Source organism: Ruminiclostridium sufflavum DSM 19573 (assembly GCF_003208175.1).
GTDB classification, from domain to species: domain Bacteria; phylum Bacillota; class Clostridia; order Acetivibrionales; family DSM-1351; genus Ruminiclostridium; species Ruminiclostridium sufflavum.
Map to the genome: position 1 here is coordinate 35,313 of NZ_QKMR01000007.1, position 19,013 is coordinate 54,325.

The 19,013-nt window shown below is 39.0% G+C and carries 17 protein-coding genes; 4 read left to right on the forward strand and 13 right to left on the reverse strand.

Features of this window, described 5'->3' with window-relative positions:
• Window positions 1-166: 166 nt before the first annotated feature.
• The 3 genes from LY28_RS07350 to LY28_RS07360 form a co-directional block, all read right to left on the reverse strand.
• Window positions 167-946, reverse strand: a complete 780-nt coding sequence (locus LY28_RS07350) for a GerMN domain-containing protein (protein WP_110461540.1) — start codon at window positions 944-946, stop codon at window positions 167-169.
• A 230-nt stretch (window positions 947-1,176) separates the two neighbouring features.
• Window positions 1,177-2,550 carry a sensor histidine kinase gene (locus LY28_RS07355; RefSeq protein ID WP_110461541.1) on the reverse strand — a complete coding sequence of 458 codons (1,374 nt, stop codon included), beginning with the start codon at window positions 2,548-2,550 and terminating at the stop codon, window positions 1,177-1,179.
• A gap of 322 nt (window positions 2,551-2,872) precedes the next feature.
• A complete protein-coding gene (locus tag LY28_RS07360) occupies window positions 2,873-3,745 on the reverse strand; it encodes an NAD(P)/FAD-dependent oxidoreductase (RefSeq protein ID WP_110461542.1) in 873 nt (290 codons plus the stop codon).
• A 167-nt stretch (window positions 3,746-3,912) separates the two neighbouring features.
• Between LY28_RS07360 and LY28_RS07365 the strand changes: the two genes are divergently transcribed.
• The 4 genes from LY28_RS07365 (at window position 3,913) to LY28_RS07380 (ending at window position 5,599) form a co-directional block, all read left to right on the forward strand.
• A complete protein-coding gene (locus tag LY28_RS07365; protein WP_110461543.1) occupies window positions 3,913-4,122 on the forward strand; it encodes a hypothetical protein in 210 nt (69 codons plus the stop codon).
• Between the two features lie 316 nt (window positions 4,123-4,438).
• Entirely contained in the window at window positions 4,439-4,756 is a 318-nt protein-coding gene (locus LY28_RS07370) for a membrane trafficking protein (protein WP_110461544.1), read from the forward strand.
• Between the two features lie 20 nt (window positions 4,757-4,776).
• The gene (locus tag LY28_RS07375) at window positions 4,777-5,178 is read left to right on the forward strand and encodes a hypothetical protein (protein ID WP_110461545.1); all 402 of its coding nucleotides are present in this window, start codon (window positions 4,777-4,779) and stop codon (window positions 5,176-5,178) included.
• A 40-nt stretch (window positions 5,179-5,218) separates the two neighbouring features.
• Window positions 5,219-5,599 carry a hypothetical protein gene (locus LY28_RS07380; protein ID WP_110461546.1) on the forward strand — a complete coding sequence of 127 codons (381 nt, stop codon included), beginning with the start codon at window positions 5,219-5,221 and terminating at the stop codon, window positions 5,597-5,599.
• On the opposite strand, the gene LY28_RS07385 is transcribed toward LY28_RS07380, so the two are convergent.
• The 10 genes from LY28_RS07385 to LY28_RS07435 all read right to left on the reverse strand — a co-directional run bounded on the left by LY28_RS07385 (window position 5,592) and on the right by LY28_RS07435 (window position 18,998).
• Window positions 5,592-6,482 (reverse strand): hypothetical protein, encoded by an 891-nt coding sequence (locus tag LY28_RS07385; RefSeq protein ID WP_242981181.1) that lies wholly within the window; start codon window positions 6,480-6,482, stop codon window positions 5,592-5,594. The genes LY28_RS07380 and LY28_RS07385 overlap by 8 nt on opposite strands.
• A 180-nt stretch (window positions 6,483-6,662) precedes the next feature.
• A complete protein-coding gene (locus LY28_RS07390; protein ID WP_207658064.1) occupies window positions 6,663-8,816 on the reverse strand; it encodes a Tex family protein in 2,154 nt (717 codons plus the stop codon).
• 99 nt (window positions 8,817-8,915) lie between these two features.
• Complete coding sequence (locus LY28_RS07395) at window positions 8,916-9,857, reverse strand: 1-phosphofructokinase family hexose kinase (RefSeq protein WP_110461549.1); 942 nt, start codon at window positions 9,855-9,857, stop codon at window positions 8,916-8,918.
• A gap of 440 nt (window positions 9,858-10,297) precedes the next feature.
• On the reverse strand, window positions 10,298-11,260 hold the full coding sequence (gene uvsE / locus LY28_RS07405) for a UV DNA damage repair endonuclease UvsE (protein ID WP_110461551.1): 963 nt from the start codon (window positions 11,258-11,260) through the stop codon (window positions 10,298-10,300).
• Between the two features lie 265 nt (window positions 11,261-11,525).
• Window positions 11,526-13,028: a xylulokinase gene (gene xylB, locus LY28_RS07410; protein ID WP_165835519.1), complete on the reverse strand. Its 1,503-nt coding sequence runs from the start codon at window positions 13,026-13,028 to the stop codon at window positions 11,526-11,528.
• 124 nt (window positions 13,029-13,152) lie between these two features.
• Window positions 13,153-14,190 (reverse strand): NAD(P)-dependent alcohol dehydrogenase, encoded by a 1,038-nt coding sequence (locus LY28_RS07415; protein WP_110461553.1) that lies wholly within the window; start codon window positions 14,188-14,190, stop codon window positions 13,153-13,155.
• A gap of 54 nt (window positions 14,191-14,244) precedes the next feature.
• Window positions 14,245-15,291, reverse strand: coding sequence for a zinc-dependent alcohol dehydrogenase family protein (locus LY28_RS07420; protein ID WP_110461554.1), 1,047 nt, complete (start codon window positions 15,289-15,291; stop codon window positions 14,245-14,247).
• An 87-nt stretch (window positions 15,292-15,378) separates the two neighbouring features.
• Window positions 15,379-16,413 (reverse strand): sugar ABC transporter substrate-binding protein, encoded by a 1,035-nt coding sequence (locus tag LY28_RS07425; protein WP_110461555.1) that lies wholly within the window; start codon window positions 16,411-16,413, stop codon window positions 15,379-15,381.
• 102 nt (window positions 16,414-16,515) lie between these two features.
• Window positions 16,516-17,499, reverse strand: a complete 984-nt coding sequence (locus LY28_RS07430) for an ABC transporter permease (protein ID WP_110461556.1) — start codon at window positions 17,497-17,499, stop codon at window positions 16,516-16,518.
• A gap of 5 nt (window positions 17,500-17,504) precedes the next feature.
• Window positions 17,505-18,998, reverse strand: coding sequence for a sugar ABC transporter ATP-binding protein (locus tag LY28_RS07435; RefSeq protein ID WP_110461557.1), 1,494 nt, complete (start codon window positions 18,996-18,998; stop codon window positions 17,505-17,507).
• Window positions 18,999-19,013 lie beyond the last annotated feature (15 nt).

Here is a 19,013-nt window from a genome sequence, read left to right on the forward strand (position 1 = left end):
AACAGGCATGTGTGCGGCAGGTGCTGTCAACATTAAGCAATAGACTATTTTAACCAATTAAAATATAAAAACAAGGCATCCTGAAGGGCTTGCCTTTCAGGCGCAAATAATCCCCCTCAGGATACCTTGGCATCTATCTACAAAATTAAACCGTTAAATCCTTTTATCACTCAAGCAATTCCTCATCAATATCTGCATTCGTTTTTACATCGTCAGAATCCTTATCCTCTGAGGTAGTCTTTTTGTCTTTGGAGGTGTCTTCCTTCACTTTGTCCTTGCTATCATCCTTTTCCTGCTGTGCAGCATTATCCTTAGCTGCTTCCACTCCGTCCGAGCTATTTGCTGCAGGCTGTGCCGAAATTAAATAAGCCGATCTTGGATAGGCAACATCAATCTGGTAGCTACCTTTAAATTCCTTTTTAACCTTACCTTCAACCTTGAATTGCACTGATTTTATTTCCTTTATTTCAGTAAGCGTATTCACTATTGAATAAAGGGTAAGCTGCTCATTCTTTTTCCCTCCCGGATGCTTACTTACAAACTCCTTTGATAAATCAACCGTAGCCACTCCATCCTTAATAACAACCTCCGAGTGAACCGTCGTCCCTTCAGGAATAGATGCCAGCAGCTGACTTCCTTTATCCGGTCCCTTTATAAGCTCCTTTAATGCCACTGTAGCCAGATATGCATTACCCTTACTTGTTTCGGTATTGTCAATATATCTGGTCTGGGGTGCAAGCTTGTTTCCCTGCTCATTTATAAAATACAGCTGAATGGGTGTCTTATCCTTCAACCCACTCGCCTCAGTGTCTCCCATTGTGACACTGCCGGAAGGGGTTAACTCATCGCCGCTGGCAGTATCTCCACCGTTATCCGTATATGTACAGCCGGTAAAAACAGTCATTATAACCCCACATGCCAAAATAAAACTTAATAGTTTTCGCATCTTTATGCCACCTCACACTAAAATGTTAAAAGCTGATTTATGAATATTCATCCCTTACATCATTATTTCTATGCCCAAGCATAAAGAAGTATTCTAACTTGTCAGCCTTTTTATAATAAAACTTTTAAGCTGCGGTTTGTCTATAATATTAATTTGAGTTGTTTAATATTATATGGTGCAAGAGGGGATTAGAAAGGAACTGTTTCCTACTGTCATAATTACTGCGTTATTTAATCAGCTTTTGCAGTAATACTGCCTGCCACATTAACAACCTTTTTTACAGGAAACAGCAATGTCATCCTTGTTCCTTGATTCACATTGCTTGATATCTTTAAATTACCCTTATGGCACTTCATAACCTTGTAGCAGTAACTGAGGCCCAGGCCGAAATTATTCTTTCCTTTTTTTGTCGAGTAAAATGGTGTCAATACCTTTTCGATGGATTCGGGCGGAATTCCTATTCCATTATCTATAACAGATAAATAAACCTTTTCATCTGCAAATCCGGTTTCAATTTTAATTATCCCACTGTTATTAATAGCTTCAATAGCATTAATTATCAAATTTTTCAAGACCTCTGATACATGAACGACATCTAAGGTTATAACAAAATTCTCCTTGCATAAATTGATTATTTTAATATCCTTGCCAGATATCAAAGGGGTAACCTGGGCTATGACTCTTTCAGATAAAGTGTAAAGGTCATAGGGTTCCAAATCCATATCATAAATCCTGAATTCATTTATCTTGCGAGCAAAGTCTGACAAGTTTCTGCATGAACTTTTTATAATATTAAGCTTGTTTTCGATATTATCATATGATTTTAATGAAGCCCGTATTGTATCAGCACATAAATTTATCGTAGCAGACTCATTCTTGATTGCATGGGATATTATACTCATTCCGCCTATGACACTATCTATTGTATCATCCAGATTGCATCTTTCAACTCTCAGCCTTATACCAAGTATTCCGTATTTCAATGCCAATACTACAAATACAATGAACTGAAGCAATATAATATAAACATTTAATTCCCATACTCCGTCATAGCCCATAGCCACCGACAAATAACTGGTCCACATTAAAAATAATGTTGTGGGGCTTACACATACACATACCAGAATTTTTTGATTTTTTTCGGATTGATCTTTTTCTTTAGCAGTACTAATAATCAGTATAGCATTTGCTATTAAGGTATATGGAACAACCCACGCCGACAGAAATATATAACTAGGCTCAAAGCGGGGATATACTATAAAGGTCAGAATACTTGGAATAGATAGGATAACTACAATACTATTTTTAAGAAGATTACTAATTTTAAAATCCAAGAAGTTGGTGAAGTAAAGTGCAAAACAAGTAAAAGCGTAAGTTGCAAAGTAATGCTGAAATATATCTGCTATACACTTTATAGTAAAGCAAGCATTTGTCACAGCTAAATTATTAGCATGCGGTATTATATTGTCACCGATTATCACGGCGACTCCGCCAAATCCATTTAAGAACAAGCAGACACTTCCCCAGAATGCCCATGGTGTCTTGGGGTTTGCATAAATTAACAATACGGAAATAATCCATAATAATACAAATATTGCAAACATACTTTATCTCCTAAATTTTAAGGGACTACTATTTTTTTGCTGGCGAGTCAATTAATATCAGCTAGAAGGCTGATGACACCAGCCGTTTAAAAATGTAATCCGCCTGATAACGACAGAAAATAATCCCGATATTTATCGTGCGGGGGCTTGAGCTTTAATTGACTTTAGTCATATTTTATCACTCATTGTAAATTTTTTCAAGCTGTGGCAATATATTAAAAATATTTTGTAGTTATTTCCCATAAAAAAGAATACTAAGGCAACATTTCTTTATTGAAACATCATCTTAGTATTAGATATTTTTTTAATCAATATATTAGCTTTACAGATTTCTTATATATGCAATCATCTGCTTGCCTGCTACCGCACCCTGACCAACCGCGGCAGAAACCTGCTTCAACCCTTCTGTGCAATCTCCCGCAGCAAACAGTCCTTTCATATTAGTCATCTGATTTTCATCAACGACAACAGAGCTTTTTTTCGTTATAACACCCAGCTTCCTTGCGAAGTCTGTGCTTGAAGCAGATTCAAAGGCTATAAACAGGCCATCTATGCTCTCCTGTGTTCCGTCTTCAAATATAATATTTTCAATGGTATCATTTCCGTCAATTTCCTTGATTATCTTTTTATTTATAGAAAATTTTGAAATTAGATTATTGTATTTGTCTGACAGCTCCAGCTCTTTTCCGTTAGTGAAAATTGTTATATTCTTACTAAGATTATCAAGCTCCATAGCTTCATGTATAACATAGTCTTTATATCCCACCAGACCGACCTTTAAGCCTCTGTAAAAGAATCCGTCGCAGGTTGTGCAATAGCTGACTCCTTTTCCTTCAAACTCGGTCAGTCTATCAATTTTTAATTTTACGTTCTGCTGCCCTGTAGCTAACAAGACCGATTTGCAGGAATAGTTCTGATCTGTGGTATAAACATCAAAAAATTCACCTTTATCTATGGCTATAACCTCATTATCATCAAATTTTACACCCAGCCTCTTTGCCTGCTTTTCTCCCTGTTCTAAAAGATACCTTCCTGAAACCGGTTCGGCAAATCCATAATAATTTTCAATTCTGTCTGCCTTACTTAATGAGCTTTTATCCTGCCCTATAACCAAGGTCCTCATACCGGCCCGTACTGTATACAGCGCTGCGGATATGCCGGCAGGGCCTTTTCCGATAATTATCGCATCAAACATGCTTTCTCCCCCTATATAATTTTTTATTTTTTATAACAGAGCAATCTTATAACATTATTATACTATACCACCATATATTATTTTCAAAATTAGTTTTATTAATGTAACAACTTTTATTTTAGCCACATATTATGCAATATCTTAATTATTTATTTGGAGGTAAAGTTATGGGATGTTTTGGTGGAAGTAAAAGTTGTGATGGCGGCTTTGGATGTGAATGGCTGATCATATTGGCATTGATTTTCTTCTGCTGCTGTAATGGTAGCTCTTGCTGCTTCTCAGATTTATTTGATGACTGCGACTGGTTAATATGGCTTGCAATAATCCTGTTGCTGATATACCTTTGCTGCTGTGGCGAAGATAGTTGCTGCGATTAATTACATGCAACCGCGCAAACCGCTGTAATCGGTTAAGCGGAGGCCTTGAGGCTGATGCCTGCCTAAGTGCAATTCGTATAATCCAATTATTGAAACCTAAAATAATCGCTTTAAGCAAATATTTGCATTAATAGCAAGGCTTCAAACCGTAATTGACTTTATGACAGGCCAAAATTACTTAAATAGAAGCTTGGGTTATTGATTGATCCAAGCTTCTATTTAAAATTTTGAAGTATAGTTTGTACATATAGGTATGCCATCAGGCATAAAATGTAAATAGCGATAATTTTTTATATTACATAGCGGAGGTTTTTCTATGGGAGATTCATTAAGCAAGAAGCTGCAAGAAATGATGTCTGATAAAAAGGTTCAATCAAAAGTAAATAAAGCAATTGAAATGCTGAAAAAAGAAAATCCTGATGAAATCGAGAAAAAAATTGCAAAAATCGACAAAGAAGAGCTGGTAAAGAAAATCAACGAAATAGATGAAGAAAAGCTTAAAAATATGAAAATTGATAAGGATGAAATAAAAAAGAAAATAACCCAGGATGATTTGAACAAGCTGGAAAAAATGCTTGGTAAAGATAGTGAAGCTATAATGAAAAAGGTAAATGATTTCTTGAAATCAAAATGAAGTCATTGGGAGGTATTTGAATGAGTGACGACATGGGCGAGAAATTTAAACAAATAGCAGAAATGCTAGGCGGACAAAACTCAAACGCAAATATCCCTGAAAATGTTAAGGGCTTATTAAACATGCTTATGTCCAATAGTACTAATGAAGAAAGCCCATCTGAAAATAATTCCGGTGAAAAAACCGACACAGCGGATACTCCTCCAAAAGCCGCTGACGAAGCAAATGATTTGTCAAGAAAAGTGAAAAAGGCTATGAATGCAATTTCTCCAAGTGATCCAAAGATAAATTTACTGAATGCAATTAATCCTTATTTAAATAAAAAAAGGCAGAAAAAACTTAAAAAATGCATGAAGCTAATGCAAATGGGCAGCCTGACAAGACTATTTGACGATAATGATGAACGAGAGGACAGAAGTTAAATTATAAACTAAGAATCAGTTCAGGATAGGAGTGTCAAGTATGGTTTACAGTAAACATACACCAAAATCTAGAAAATATAAAAAAAATAACTCTTATTCAACGGAATACAAAACAGCTGTGCCTAATTCCGAGGGTTCCAAAGCAGCCCCTCCGGATTCAGGTGAAAATACGCTGCCTTCCGCCGGACCTGTAAATATGAAAGAAAAAAAGAGCTTCCCTGCCTTCGGCTTTCTTAATTCCTTATTCGGATCGGATGATAGAGCCGAAAGATCGGATAAATCTCTTTTTAATATATTAGGACACGATATCTGTTTAGATGACTTACTTCTTGTAGGTCTCATTTTACTGCTTTTAACAGATAAAATGGAGGATGAAATATTATTGCTTGTTCTCGCATATCTGCTTTTAGATATTATTTAGCTTTAGACAAGGCTTTGTATTTATCATTGCACCTGTTAAAAGAATAGAATACAAAGCATACCTGCAAAGCAATAAATACAGTTTTAAAAATAATATTTATAATAAGCAATATACTGGTTGTAGCTCCTGAAACAATCTGAGCATTCGCTAAAGAAAAATTAGCTATTACGTAAATGGAATCGAAAATTAAAAGAGTAATATCAAATATAATAAACTTGGACAACAATGTCCAAAAATTTTTGTCAGATATCTTTTTAGCAATTTTGAAGTGATTCCTGTCATATGTCAAGGCTGACGGATACCAAAACACTAAGTACTGCCTCAGGAATGCAAAGCTGAAAAACAGTACCAATAGGGTAATAACAGACAGCAGTATTCCTGCAAATACATTTATTGCCCCGCTGAATGCATTGTCTAAAAATATTGCTGCAGGAATAGATGCAATAAAAGCATAAATAACAAATAATATAATTATGCTCAATGTCCATAGATTAAGTGATATCATCCTTAAAAAATATTTTTTTACCCCTGCCATAAATTCGCTGCCTTCTTTTTTAGCTCTATCCTGTACCGCATTATTCAACATATTGAAATACCCGGATAACAGCAGGCCAAAGATTAAAGCAGTAGCCACAACAAGAATGACTAAAACAAGAATAACTATTGCAGCTGTCTGCGGTACAAGCATGGCACCAACCAAGAATTGAATTATATTAATGTAAGCATCAAAAGGACTTCCTGTCTTAAACATCGAAATTCCATAAAATAGTGTAATAAAAAGGGTTTCAGCAATACCTGCTATTGTACTGAGTATAATAGTCATCACAAGTATTGACGGCCTTTTGGCAAGTAAACGAACTGCATTGTTTAGTGTACCCATCATTGTCCTTCTTTCCTAAATTAATATAGCGTGGCTTACCATAACCTAGATTGCCGGATATCCGGCAATCCTTATACAGTATGAATATGCATTCTATAATATCATGTCACAATAATAAATAACAATATAATACTATAACATTTTACCACATATCATATTATCATAATTTAAATAAATCTCAAATTATTTTATATCCCGCATACTCAGTGAAATTCTTTTTCTGTCAAAATCAACCTCAAGGATTCTTACTTTTACAATATCTCCTACTGCTACAATACCCATCGGATTCCTTACGAATCTGTCTGCAAGCTGTGAAATATGGACAAGTCCGTCCTGATGAACTCCTATATCCACAAAAGCACCAAAATCAGCAACATTCCTTACTGTACCGGTCAGCACCATTCCCGGCCTCAAGTCCTCCATGCTAAGTATATCTGTACGCAGCGCAGGCTTCGGCAGCTCATCTCTCGGATCTCTTCCGGGCTTTAACAGCTCATTTATAATATCCCTCAAGGTTGGAACTCCTGCCTCCAGCTCTTCTGCAACCCTTGCTATTCCATACTGCTCAACCCTCTTGTCCAATCCGTCAAGCTTTTTGAGCTTGACATCGGATAAATTATACCCCATTTTATCCAGCAGCCTTTTGGCAGCCTTATATGACTCAGGATGAACAGAAGTATTGTCAAGTATATTATCTCCGTCAGTTATTCTGAGAAAACCGGCACATTGTTCAAATGTCTTGCCCCCCAGCTTTTTAACTTTTTTAATTTCGTTTCTGCTTTTAAATTTTCCGTTCTGCTCTCTGTACTCAACTACATTTCTGGCAATAGAAGCAGATACACCTGAAACATATGATAACAATGGAGCAGAAGCCGTATTCAAATCAACTCCCACATTATTTACACAGGTTTCAACCACTCCGCCTAAAGATTCGTCCAATCTTTTTTGATTCATATCATGCTGGTACTGTCCGACGCCAATAGCCTTCGGATCAATTTTGACCAATTCCGCAAGAGGGTCCTGAAGTCTTCTAGCAATTGATACGGCACTGCGCAATGCCACATCAAAATCCGGAAACTCTTCTGCTCCAAGCTTTGAAGCAGAGTAAACCGAAGCTCCCGCCTCACTGACAACCATATAATACACCCTTCTGTCTATCTCCCTTAAAAGCTCAACAACAAACATTTCAGATTCTTTTGATGCTGTGCCGTTTCCGATAGAAATAATATCAACCTTGTAATTGTCAATAAGCTTTTTGATTTTAAGCTTTGCTTCCTCCACCTTGTTTTGAGGCGGAGTAGGATAAATTACAGTTGTCTCAAGTACCTTGCCGGTTTCATCCACAACAGCAATTTTGCAGCCTGTCCTGTATGCCGGATCTAATCCCAGCACGACTCTGTCTTTAACAGGAGGCTGTAAAAGAAGATTCCTAAGATTTTCCGAAAATACCTTTATAGCCTGCTCTTGGGCTACTTCCGTCAGCTTGCTTCTGATGTCTCTCTCCAGAGACGGAAAAATAAGCCTGCTATACGAATCCTCAATTGCACGTTCCACATATTTACCCATGTCCTGATTTGTATTCCTGATAGCCTTCCCCTTAAGATACATCAGGCACTTAGCACTGTCCGCATTAATTTTTACCTGTAAATATTCTTCCTTCTCTCCTCTGTTTATAGCCAGAACTCTGTGATTGGCTATTTTGGAAACGGGCTCTTTAAATTCATAATACATCCTGTATACGGAGTCCTCTTCCTTTTTCGCGGCTGTTTCTATTAATCCGTCCCTGAAAATTATCTCCCTTAAGGCTTTGCGGTACCCTGCATTATCAGAAATTTCCTCAGCCATAATATCCATTGCACCCGCTAAAGCCTCTTGTGCAGTATTTATTCCCTTTTCAGCATCAATATATCTTGCTGCTATTTCTTCTGCAGCAGTCGCTGACGGCATCTGAGCGTAAATAATTATTGCCAGAGGCTCTAAGCCTCTTTCCTTTGCAATTGATGCGCGGGTTTTCCTTTTAACCTTGTAGGGTCTGTAAATATCCTCAATTTCCTGAAGTGTAACCGCAGCATCCAATGCTTTGCCGAGTTCTTCCGTCAGCTTCTCCTGCCCGTCTATAAGCCTTCTGACATCTTCCCGCCTTTCATCCAAATTTCTCAAGTATACCAGACGGTCATATAATTCTCTCAGCACCTGGTCATTAAGCTCCCCTGTTGCTTCTTTTCTATATCTGGCTATAAACGGTATGGTATTACCCTCATCAATCAAATTGACAGTATTCTGTACCTGAAAACGCTTTAAATTAAATTCCTTTATCAATTGTTCAATAATATTCATAATTTTGCTCTGCTCTCCGTTTTAAGCCGGCACCGTTATAGTTCTCAAAAAATACAGCCGAGAGCTTCCTCCCTGTATCTAATTTTGCGGGTATAGGCTTTATTTGCAAACATTTATTTCTTCTATTACTAGCTCTCGCTTCAATACGTTAACTCTTTCAGTATTTATAAGTCCTATTTCAACAAATTCTGTATTTGATGCGGCACATGCGGCACCAAGCCTGAAGCATTCTTTTACAGGCAGTCCCTCTGCAATGCCATAGCTGATGCCTGCTACCATCGAATCCCCGGAGCCTATGGTATTTATCACATTTACATCAACCGGATAAGCTTTGTATGCAGTATTTTCACTCACTAATAAAGCGCCCTCCGCCCCCATTGAAGTAACAACAACTTTGACTCCTTTATTTATTATCCCTTTACATGCTTCCAAAATTTGAGCTTCAGTGGTAAATTGCATATCAAAATATTCTGAAAGCTCTCTCAAGTTTGGTTTTATCAAATAAGGCTCAGCGCTTATTCCTTGCTTTAGTATCTCTCCGCTGGCATCCAAAATAGTTTTAACACCAAGCTTATTTGCTTCTTTTATAAGCTTCGAATATGTTTCGGCACCTAATCCCTTGGGAAGGCCTCCAGAACAAACAAGTACCTTTGAAGCCGTTATCTCCTGACAAAAAACCTCCCAAAAGGCTTCCCAAGCATCACCGCTAATTTCAGGACCTTCCTCGAGTATCTCTGTCTCTACATTATTAACCTTGTCTATTATATTATTATTTGTTCTTGACTGCCCTTCCACCTCAATAAAAAACGTCCTTGCTCCGGTGCAGGCTGTACTTTCTTCCAGCCACTTACCTGTACCGCCGGCTTTGAAGCCCAGTACGGCTGCATCTCCCTCAAGCATTCTTGCAACTCTTGCAACATTAATGCCTTTACCTCCCGGGGATTGCAAGCAATTGCCGACTCTATACAGCCCTCCTGCGCTAAAATCATCTATCATATAGATTTTATCCACTGCGGGGCTTAATGACAACACTGTAATCATTTCTAATTTCTCTCCGTAAACTATAGGTTATTCTTATATCTTTTGATTAGCAAAACCGAACCGCTCAAATTATGTACCCATTATAAGCTGAATTATATTATACCATTAAAATTTTATATATGGAATAAACAGAATCTTCGGTAATCCTTGTACAAATAAAAAGAGGATCTGTGTATGCCACAAATCCTCTTTTTATAAAGCTACTTTTTCTTACCTGTTTTATTTTTACCGCCGCCATTGGTATCTTTATTTTCACCCAGCTGATCATTGTCAAAAGTAAGATTTTCATTATCACTTGACTGCTTCTTATTTTTACCCATAAAACAGTATCCTTTCAAAATATTTAATTTTGCTTTGCTGAAAAGCTCAAATAAAACAAAGCTTATATCTAATTGTTCCATATTTATTGAAACTTATACTAAATTTTTCATCAATCATTTTTAAATTTTAAAGGTTGATTTATTTATACTGCAAAGCTCCTTCACATTCTTCAGCTTATCCGAGAGCTCCAGCAGCGCTCTGTCTTTCATTTTGCACTCCAGCATGAAATCCAAATCCCTGTTAAAAATCTTTGCCGTCTTCAAAAAACTCATAAAATCATTAACATCAATATAATCCGCATGACTTCGAAATTCCTTACAGCTTCTGGGGCTTGAAAAATGAAGCTTAGGAGGATACTCCTCTTGCTCCCAGGTCTTAAATATTCCGGGTAAAAGCTCCTCTATAGGTTCACCGTTATTTACACAATTATGATGATGGACATCAAGAACCATGGGAATATTCAATTCCTTGCAAATATACAGCACATCAGAAGCAGTAAATGATTTATCGTCATTTTCAAGAATAATACGTTTGCGTATTCTATCGGGAAGGCGTTTAAAGTTTATCTTAAACCTTTCAATTGATTTTTCCTTGTCACCATACATGCCTCCCACATGCAGCACTAATTTATATTTATAATCATAAAGTCCCATTGCCTCAAACATCCTTACGTGATAATCAAGGTCTATGATTGATGCCTCAAGTACTTCCGGCTTTATGGAATTCAGCAGCGTGAAGTGGTCTGGATGAGCACTGACCCTGAAGTTATTTGCCTTTATAAAATCTCCGATTTGCTTGAATTCCTCATGAAATTCAGTGCCGAAATCCCAGCCGGATAATTCGTTATGCGTTGCAAGAGGTATGAGTTTCGATGTAAGCCTGTAAACCTCGATATTTAATGCCGCATTATTTTTTAGTATTCTCAATGTGTTCCCGAGATTGCTTCTTGATACCCGTGCAAGCCTTATTTTTCTGGCATTTTCATCCTCAAGCTTCTTATACGCCGCATAAGTCACCGCACCGGACGGGGAGCAATTTTCTAAATCCAGCGTCATTGCTACAAATCCAAGTCTAAATATCATTTGAATATTCCTATTCCTTTTTCAGCGATGCTTTTATTATTCCCCATCTCAAAATCAATTATTACCGGCTGAAAACCCGAGGCTATAAACCGGCAGTATCTGACTGAAGTCAATTACTGTTCAAGCCTTCCCTGCAATAGAATACCGGAGTAATATTTCTGAATATTTATTTTCAAACAGCAAAAAACTTATATCTTCTTTGCATTACTGCACAGATATAAGTTTTTTAATATTTTTATATCATTTTTTGCATAGCAGGTACATGTTATCCTACATCAGACAAAGAATGCATTATTATTTTATTTTGATTGTAGGCTTGAATGAAAATATCTTTCATTATCCGGTATTTGTTCATATTCTCGAGGATAGGGTGTTCCATAACTGTTGGCTTTGGTACAATCGCTTTAACAGCACTTTCGACAGATTCGAAAGCTCCGTTTGCAACACTCCCCATAATTGCCGCACCCACACAGGCCTGTTCCGTAGCTGCAGTTATTGAAATGGGATATTCCAATACATCTGCCATTATCTGACGCCATACTTTGCTGCTTGCGCCGCCGCCTGATGCAATAATGCAGTCTATAGGAAGCTCAAGTTCACGAAAAATATTAAATGACTGCCACAACGCCATTGTTACTCCTTCCATAACTGCCCGTATCATATGCGCCTTGGTATGTCTCAAAGTGAGTCCTATAAACACGCCTCTGGCCTTTGAATCCATATAGGGTGTTCTTTCTCCGACCAGATACGGAAGAAACAGAAGCCCCTCACTTCCCGCACTTACGCTTCCGGCACATTCGTCCAATTCCTTATAGCTGATACCTCCAAGTATCTCTTGACGGAACCATTTAAGGGAAAGTCCCGCAGCCATGGTGGCACCCAATACATTCCATGTGTTTTCTATTGCATGGCAGAAGGTATGCATCCTTAACTCCGGATCATATTTGGGGGAATGGATTGGGGTAAAAACCTGTCCGCCAGTCCCAATAGTAACCGATACGGTACCCGGCTGGATAATTCCATTTCCTATAGCCTGCATTGGCTGGTCTGCACCGCCGTATGCAATGGTAACGCCTTTCTTGAGACCCATTTTAAGCGCCGCCTCTTCAGTAAGCAGTCCCGCATTCTCCCACGGCTTATTTACCCGGGGCAGCTTTTTGATATCAAGTCCCAATACTTCACACATGGACTCCGACCACACACCGTTTGCCGTATCAAAGAGCAGGGTCCCGCATGCATCGGTACTCTCTGTTGCAATAAGGCCGGTCATCTTGTATCTTACATAATCCTTTGGCTGCATTATAACAGCAGTTTTCTCATATATATCAGGCTCGTTCTCCTTCAGCCAGAGTAAGGATGGCCCTGCAAAACCTGTTGCCACCGGATTTGCGCATAATTCCCCCAACCTCTTTTTCCCGATCTCCTCCATATATTTTTGTACTTGGCGTGAAGACCTTTGATCACTCCATATAATTGCAGGCCTAAGCACTTTTCCGACATGATCCAGCACAACAATTCCGTGCATCTGCCCTGAAAGTCCGATACCACATATCTCAGAAGAATTTATCTTTGACACCTGCAGTGCATTATGCACACATTCAAGGACAGCCTCCCACCATACCTCCGTATCCTGCTCACACCAGTCTGCCTTTGGCATACTGATTGTATATTCTTTTTGTCCAATTCCATGGATTTTCCCGTAACAATCTATTATTGCCGCCTTTGTGCTGGATGTTCCGATATCAATTCCAAGATAATATTCTGCCATATATAAGCCATTCCTCCCCATAAGCAGTTTCCAGCACACTTGATGCTCATTTAACTGACATGCTTATTATAATATATTCTTTATTAAATACTATTGCATATTATCCACCATACTCCGGCATATTTTATAATTTTATAACACCTTTAATAACATCCTGTTTATTATTGCTGACACTGACAAACGCTTCATAAGAATTCTCGAAATCAAACTCATGGGTTACAATATTCTTTATACATATACTTCCTGAAGATATGGCCTGAATCGCAGTAGGATAAATATTACGGTAACGGAAAACACTTTTTATTGTAACTTCCTTGTCAATCAGCTTCCCGAAATTATAGCCAACCTCGTCCGCAGGTGAATACCCTATCATTACCACAGTTCCTCCACGCCGAACATTATCTATAGTCTGTCCAATACTTTTTATGTTGCCTGACGTCTCGAATACTATGTCTACGCCTCTTCCGCCGGTGTACTCCGCCACCTTGCCGGGTACATCTTCCTCCGCAGCATTAATTATATGCGTCGCACCCAATGAAACGGCTTTTTCAAGTCTTTTATTAAAAACATCGGAAACAATGATCTGCGAAGCTCCCGCTGCTTTAGCAGCAAGCAAGGTTACCAATCCTATGCAGCCGGTACCGTTAACCATAACAGTACTTCCCAGCTTTACACCTCCCTGCATGGCAGCATGAATTCCCACCGAAAGAGGTTCCACCAGCGCACCTTCCATGGTTGATACATTTTCAGGAAGTATAAATGCCATATGCGCCGGATAAGCTACATATTTCATAAGCGCTCCGTCGTAAGGCGGTGTGGCAAAGAAAACTACATCTTCGCATAAATTATAGTGGCCGGTTTTGCAAAATTCACATTTCCCGCATGTTTGCCCCGGCTCCAGTGCAACACGGTCTCCCACCTTGTGTGTCGTTACATTTTCTCCGACTTCAATAACTGTTCCGGCCACCTCATGACCGAGAATAAACGGTACTGTACACGTACTTGCTCCGCAGTGCCCACTTTCAAAAAAATGCACATCCGACCCGCATATTCCTACATATTCTATTTTTACCAGGACATCCCCGCTTTTTACCTTAGGCATGGGCACATCCTTTTCTTCAAAGTGCCCGATTTCGGTCATGACAATTGCTCTGTTCTCCATATAAAGCCCCCCCCTATCACCTGAAACAGGTGATAAATAATTCTTCAAAAACATCTATTCACAGTTAGGATGCAATATAACCTTTAATACTCCGGGACCGCCCTTGCTTGCAAGTTCCATACCCTTGTCATAATCATCCAGAGGCATCTCATGTGTTATAAGCTTATCTACCTTTACCTTGCCTGATTCCAAATATTGAATAGCCCTGTCATAGCAATGGGTCTGTGCCCAGCTGGTAATCAGGTTAATTTCATGAAGATACCAGTAATCAGGACTGATAGACCATTTTGCATTTTCGTGGGGCATAGCAAACATGACAAACTTTCCGCCCATTTTTGCAAATTTGATTGAGCTTTCCATTATTTCGACACTTGCGGTACAATCTACAAGAATGTCAAAGCCCTTTGGTGAAATTTCTCTTAATTTATCTTCATGAATACTGTAATCATTACGGTCCATCAACACCGTCTCTGTTATTCCGTATGCGTTAAGGACATCAAGCTTATCCTTGCTTGGACCGACCACAACAACCTTTCCTGCTCCTGAGTGGAGAAAAAGCTGTGCAAGAATAATTCCGGTTGGTCCTGTACCATATATAAGAACATCGTCTCCATACCTCATTTGCACCCTGTCCATGGTATGAACCGAACATGCTGTAGGTTCTGCAAGACAAGCCTCATTAAAGGATAATTTATCACTGATGTGGAAAACCTTGTCATGGTTGACAACCACATATTCGGCAAAGCCTCCCGGTCCATTGCAGCCCAATGAATAAAAGTTCTCACAGTAAAGCGGCTGGTTCCTTCTGCAATAATAGCAATGACCGCAGAGCACAGTATTATCTGCGGTGACACGGTCTCCCTGTTTGAAATCCTTCACATCAGCACCCGTCTCAACAACATATCCCGCAAATTCGTGCCCGTTAATCAGGGGAAAGGAGGATATAAAACTTCCCCTCGCCAGAGCTACATCTGCACCTTTGCATATACCGCAGGACATTACTTTAATCAGTACCTGATTGTCTTTGCATACGGGGATGGGAATCTGACGTATTGCACAATCACCCGGCTTTGCATATACATTTGCTTTCATGGTTTTCATAATTTATTTCCTTTCTCTGATATCTTTATGTTAGGCGGTGTCGCTTCAAAGCATATCCACCGCCACCTGTTGTTATTTTATTGACTACTATTTTATAAATCCGTTATCCTTATGCTTTTGCAGCCATTCAGACACATTATCCTTTGTTATGAGAACTGCCGGTACATCAATTAATTGAACTTGCGTATTTGCTCCGGTAACAATATCATTAGCGATTTTCAGTGCTGCTTCAGCCTGTGCATAGCCATCCTGTACAACTGATGCAGTAAGTTCACCGGCATCAATGGAAAGGCATGCGTCTGCGAGACCATCTACTCCATATGCAGTAAAACCTTCTGTCTTTCCGGAAGCCTTAACTGCTTCAAGTGCGCCCAGTGACATATTATCATTCATTGATATTACAGCATCAATCTTAGGAAAAGTTTGCAGCCAGTCTTCCATTAATGCCATACCTTCATCTTTGTTCCAATTTGCTTCTTTTTCTGCAAGAACCTTAACGTCCGATCTTACATCAAGCAATGCTGCCTTTACACCTGCACGGCGGCCGTTAGAATGCCAATTTCCTGCTGGGCCGTCCATAATAACTATGTTCGCATTCTTCGGAAGCAGCTCAGCCGCTTTGGCAGCCATCAATTTTCCCTGTTCCTCAGGATTGGAATCAACTGTGCTATTAGCACCGTTATCATCAATAGCACCATTAACCATTACAGTCTGTATTCCTGCCTCTCGTGCCGCATTTACCGGATCCACCATGGCAACAGAATCTACCATTTGAAGGATTATGCAATCAGGCTTTTGTGAAACCGCTGTTTCCATCGCTGCAATCTGCTTGTCTACCGCATTCTGCCCATCGATTGTAGAAACCTTGATATTTGGATATTTTTCTTTTGCAATTTTTTCAATGGAAGTACTTAACCACGTTGAGAATGGATCAGATAAAGCTTTTGCTATAAATACCACGTTATATGTTTTCCCTGACGACGTAGACCCTTCTGATGTTTTTCCCGCAGATAGGTTTGATGTTTCTGAGGATTCCCCGGAACTTGCACAGCCAACCATACCCATTACCATTACAACAGCCAATATACCTGCAAGTAGTCGTTTAATTAGTGCTTTTTTCATTATTATATTCCTCCCTATGAAAATAATTTATTGTATGCAGCCGGATTCAATCTCAACTGCAATTACCACTACACGCTTGTGTAGAATAGGTACAAAGAAAGCTTACATCTTTACAGGCTTACTCTTCCTCGTCTTTGTTGAAATATCAATTGCAACCGCAGCAACAATAATGACACCCTTCAGAATCTGCTGCACATATGATTGTACATTCATCAGATTGAGAATGTTGTTCAGTATACCCATGATAAACGCACCTACCAAGGTCCCTGCCGCTGTTCCTATACCTCCTGTAAAGCTTGTCCCGCCTATAATGGCTGCTGTGATTGCGTCAAATTCATAATTTATACCTGCCTGTGGCAGACCTGCATTAAGTCTTCCCATCAGCAATACTCCCGCAACACCTGCAAATACGCCGCTGATTACAAATGCCAATATTTTAACCGAACCTACATGAATTCCGGAAGCACGTGATGCATCTTCGTTTCCGCCTATTGCATATAAATATCTTCCAAGTCTCATCCTGTTTAAAATAACCCAGCTGCATACGGCAACTAAAATCATAAAAAATACAGGTATAGGCATGAATCCTATCGAACCTTGTCCCAGCTTTTTAAAATCTCCAATCTGGTAAATAGGCTGCCCGCCAGTATACAAATACACCGCTCCTCTTGCCACCAACTGCATAGCCATCGTTACAATAAAAGGAGGCATCTTGTATTTGGTTACAAAAAATCCCGAAATAATTCCGGTTACAGCACCGATCAGGATTCCAACAAGGATTGCAAATAACAGCGAGCCTGTCGCCATATATACGCTGACCCCAAGGACACCGCTGAGTGCCACCACAGATCCGGAAGATAAATCGATCATTCCGCATATAATCAGAAGTGTCTGACCAAATGCAATGATAGTTGTTACACTTATTTGACGTGCTATGTTCAGCAAATTCTTACTGTCAAAGAAGTTAGGGCTGATAATCGCGCTAATAATAATCATTACTAAAAGTACCAGATATATACCGTACTTTTTGATTATTGTTTCGATGACTGATATTTTTGTAGCTGCTGCTTTTTCATCTGATTTCATTCCAATTAACCTCCTGTTGCAATTCTCATAATAGACTCTTGCGAAAATTCATTTTCAGGCAATTCGCCTGCTATTTCACCCTGGCGCATAACATATATCCTATCGCTCATTCCTATTAATTCAGGAAGTTCAGATGAAATCATAATTATTGTCATACCCTGCTCTGCCATCTTTACCATCAATCTGTAAATTTCAAATTTGGCCCCTACATCTATTCCTCTGGTAGGTTCATCAAGTATTAATACCTTTGGTTTAGCCAGTAGCCACTTGGCGATAACAACCTTTTGCTGATTCCCTCCGCTCAATGAGTCTGCGGCAATATCCAAGCCCGGAGTTTTTACTTCTAATTCCTTGGATTTTTGGGCTACCTCCGAAAGTTCTTTTTTGATTTCCAGCCAACCTAAACGCGTAAATTGTTTTAGGTTGGGCAGCGAAATATTTTCCCGGATACTTCTTTTCAGTACCAAACCATACTTCTTTCTATCCTCAGTAAGCATAATGATGCCGCTTTTAATGGCGTCACTGACACTGCGGATTTTGATTTCCCTGCCCTCTAAAATAATCTTACCGCTGTCATAGCTATCCATACCAAAAATCGCACTTGACAGCTCGGTACGGCCGGCTCCCATCAAGCCAGCAATTCCAACAATTTCACCTTTGCGTGCCTCAAAACTAACATTCTTAAATATTTTACCGCTGCACAGCTCCTGCACTTTAAGAACAACTTCCCCAATATCCACTTTCTCTTTCGGATATATATTAGTAATCTGGCGGCCAACCATCATTGATATTATGCTGTCATGATCAAAATCTGCAGCTGCCCTCGTTTCAATAATTACACCATCCCTCAGGACACTGATTTCATCTGCTATTCTAAATACTTCATTGAGCTTGTGGGATATATAGATAATTGCTACTCCCTTTTCCTTAAGCTTTTCTATTTTATCAAAAAGCTTGTCCACCTCTCTGTTTGTAATAGCAGAGGTAGGTTCATCCATGATTATTAAATTAGCATCGATTGATACTGCCTTGACAATCTCAAGCATCTGAATATCAGATACCGAGAGTTCCTTCATCTTTGTGTAAGGACTATAGCTTAATCCTTCTTTTTTCAATAATTCATCGGCTTTTTTGTATAGCTGCTTATTATTCAAAATGCTTTTTATTCCCACATATGGTTCTCTTCCTAAAAACAGGTTTTCTGCAACCGTAAGCTCCGGAATAAAATTTAGCTCCTGATAAATCATTGAAATACCGATTTGTCCGGTCATGATAGTATCCTTCATAACCATTTCCTTGCCTTTATATACTATTTTGCCTGTGTCAGGCTGATGATTACCGTTGATAATTTTCATCAGGGTGGATTTTCCCGCTCCGTTTTCTCCCACGATAACATGAACAGTCCCCTTTTTAACACGAATATTTACATTTTCTAAAGCTCTGACACCCGGAAAAGATTTTGATATATTGTCAAGCTCCAAAATAAAATCTTTTTCCATTAGCTTCCTCCTCCT

Coding starts and splice junctions, on each gene's coding strand:
- LY28_RS07355 (WP_110461541.1), bottom strand. CDS start 2,550: ATGTTTGCAATATTTGTATTATTATGGATTATTTCCGTATTGTTAATT.
- LY28_RS07430 (WP_110461556.1), bottom strand. CDS start 17,499: ATGAAATCAGATGAAAAAGCAGCAGCTACAAAAATATCAGTCATCGAA.
- xylB (WP_165835519.1), bottom strand. CDS start 13,028: ATGGCAGAATATTATCTTGGAATTGATATCGGAACATCCAGCACAAAG.
- LY28_RS07375 (WP_110461545.1), top strand. CDS start 4,777: ATGAGTGACGACATGGGCGAGAAATTTAAACAAATAGCAGAAATGCTA.
- LY28_RS07365 (WP_110461543.1), top strand. CDS start 3,913: ATGGGATGTTTTGGTGGAAGTAAAAGTTGTGATGGCGGCTTTGGATGT.
- LY28_RS07390 (WP_207658064.1), bottom strand. CDS start 8,816: ATGAATATTATTGAACAATTGATAAAGGAATTTAATTTAAAGCGTTTT.
- LY28_RS07395 (WP_110461549.1), bottom strand. CDS start 9,857: ATGATTACAGTGTTGTCATTAAGCCCCGCAGTGGATAAAATCTATATG.
- LY28_RS07435 (WP_110461557.1), bottom strand. CDS start 18,998: ATGGAAAAAGATTTTATTTTGGAGCTTGACAATATATCAAAATCTTTT.
- uvsE (WP_110461551.1), bottom strand. CDS start 11,260: ATGATATTTAGACTTGGATTTGTAGCAATGACGCTGGATTTAGAAAAT.
- LY28_RS07350 (WP_110461540.1), bottom strand. CDS start 946: ATGCGAAAACTATTAAGTTTTATTTTGGCATGTGGGGTTATAATGACT.
- LY28_RS07370 (WP_110461544.1), top strand. CDS start 4,439: ATGGGAGATTCATTAAGCAAGAAGCTGCAAGAAATGATGTCTGATAAA.
- LY28_RS07425 (WP_110461555.1), bottom strand. CDS start 16,413: ATGAAAAAAGCACTAATTAAACGACTACTTGCAGGTATATTGGCTGTT.
- LY28_RS07380 (WP_110461546.1), top strand. CDS start 5,219: ATGGTTTACAGTAAACATACACCAAAATCTAGAAAATATAAAAAAAAT.
- LY28_RS07415 (WP_110461553.1), bottom strand. CDS start 14,190: ATGGAGAACAGAGCAATTGTCATGACCGAAATCGGGCACTTTGAAGAA.
- LY28_RS07420 (WP_110461554.1), bottom strand. CDS start 15,291: ATGAAAACCATGAAAGCAAATGTATATGCAAAGCCGGGTGATTGTGCA.
- LY28_RS07385 (WP_242981181.1), bottom strand. CDS start 6,482: ATGATGGGTACACTAAACAATGCAGTTCGTTTACTTGCCAAAAGGCCG.
- LY28_RS07360 (WP_110461542.1), bottom strand. CDS start 3,745: ATGTTTGATGCGATAATTATCGGAAAAGGCCCTGCCGGCATATCCGCA.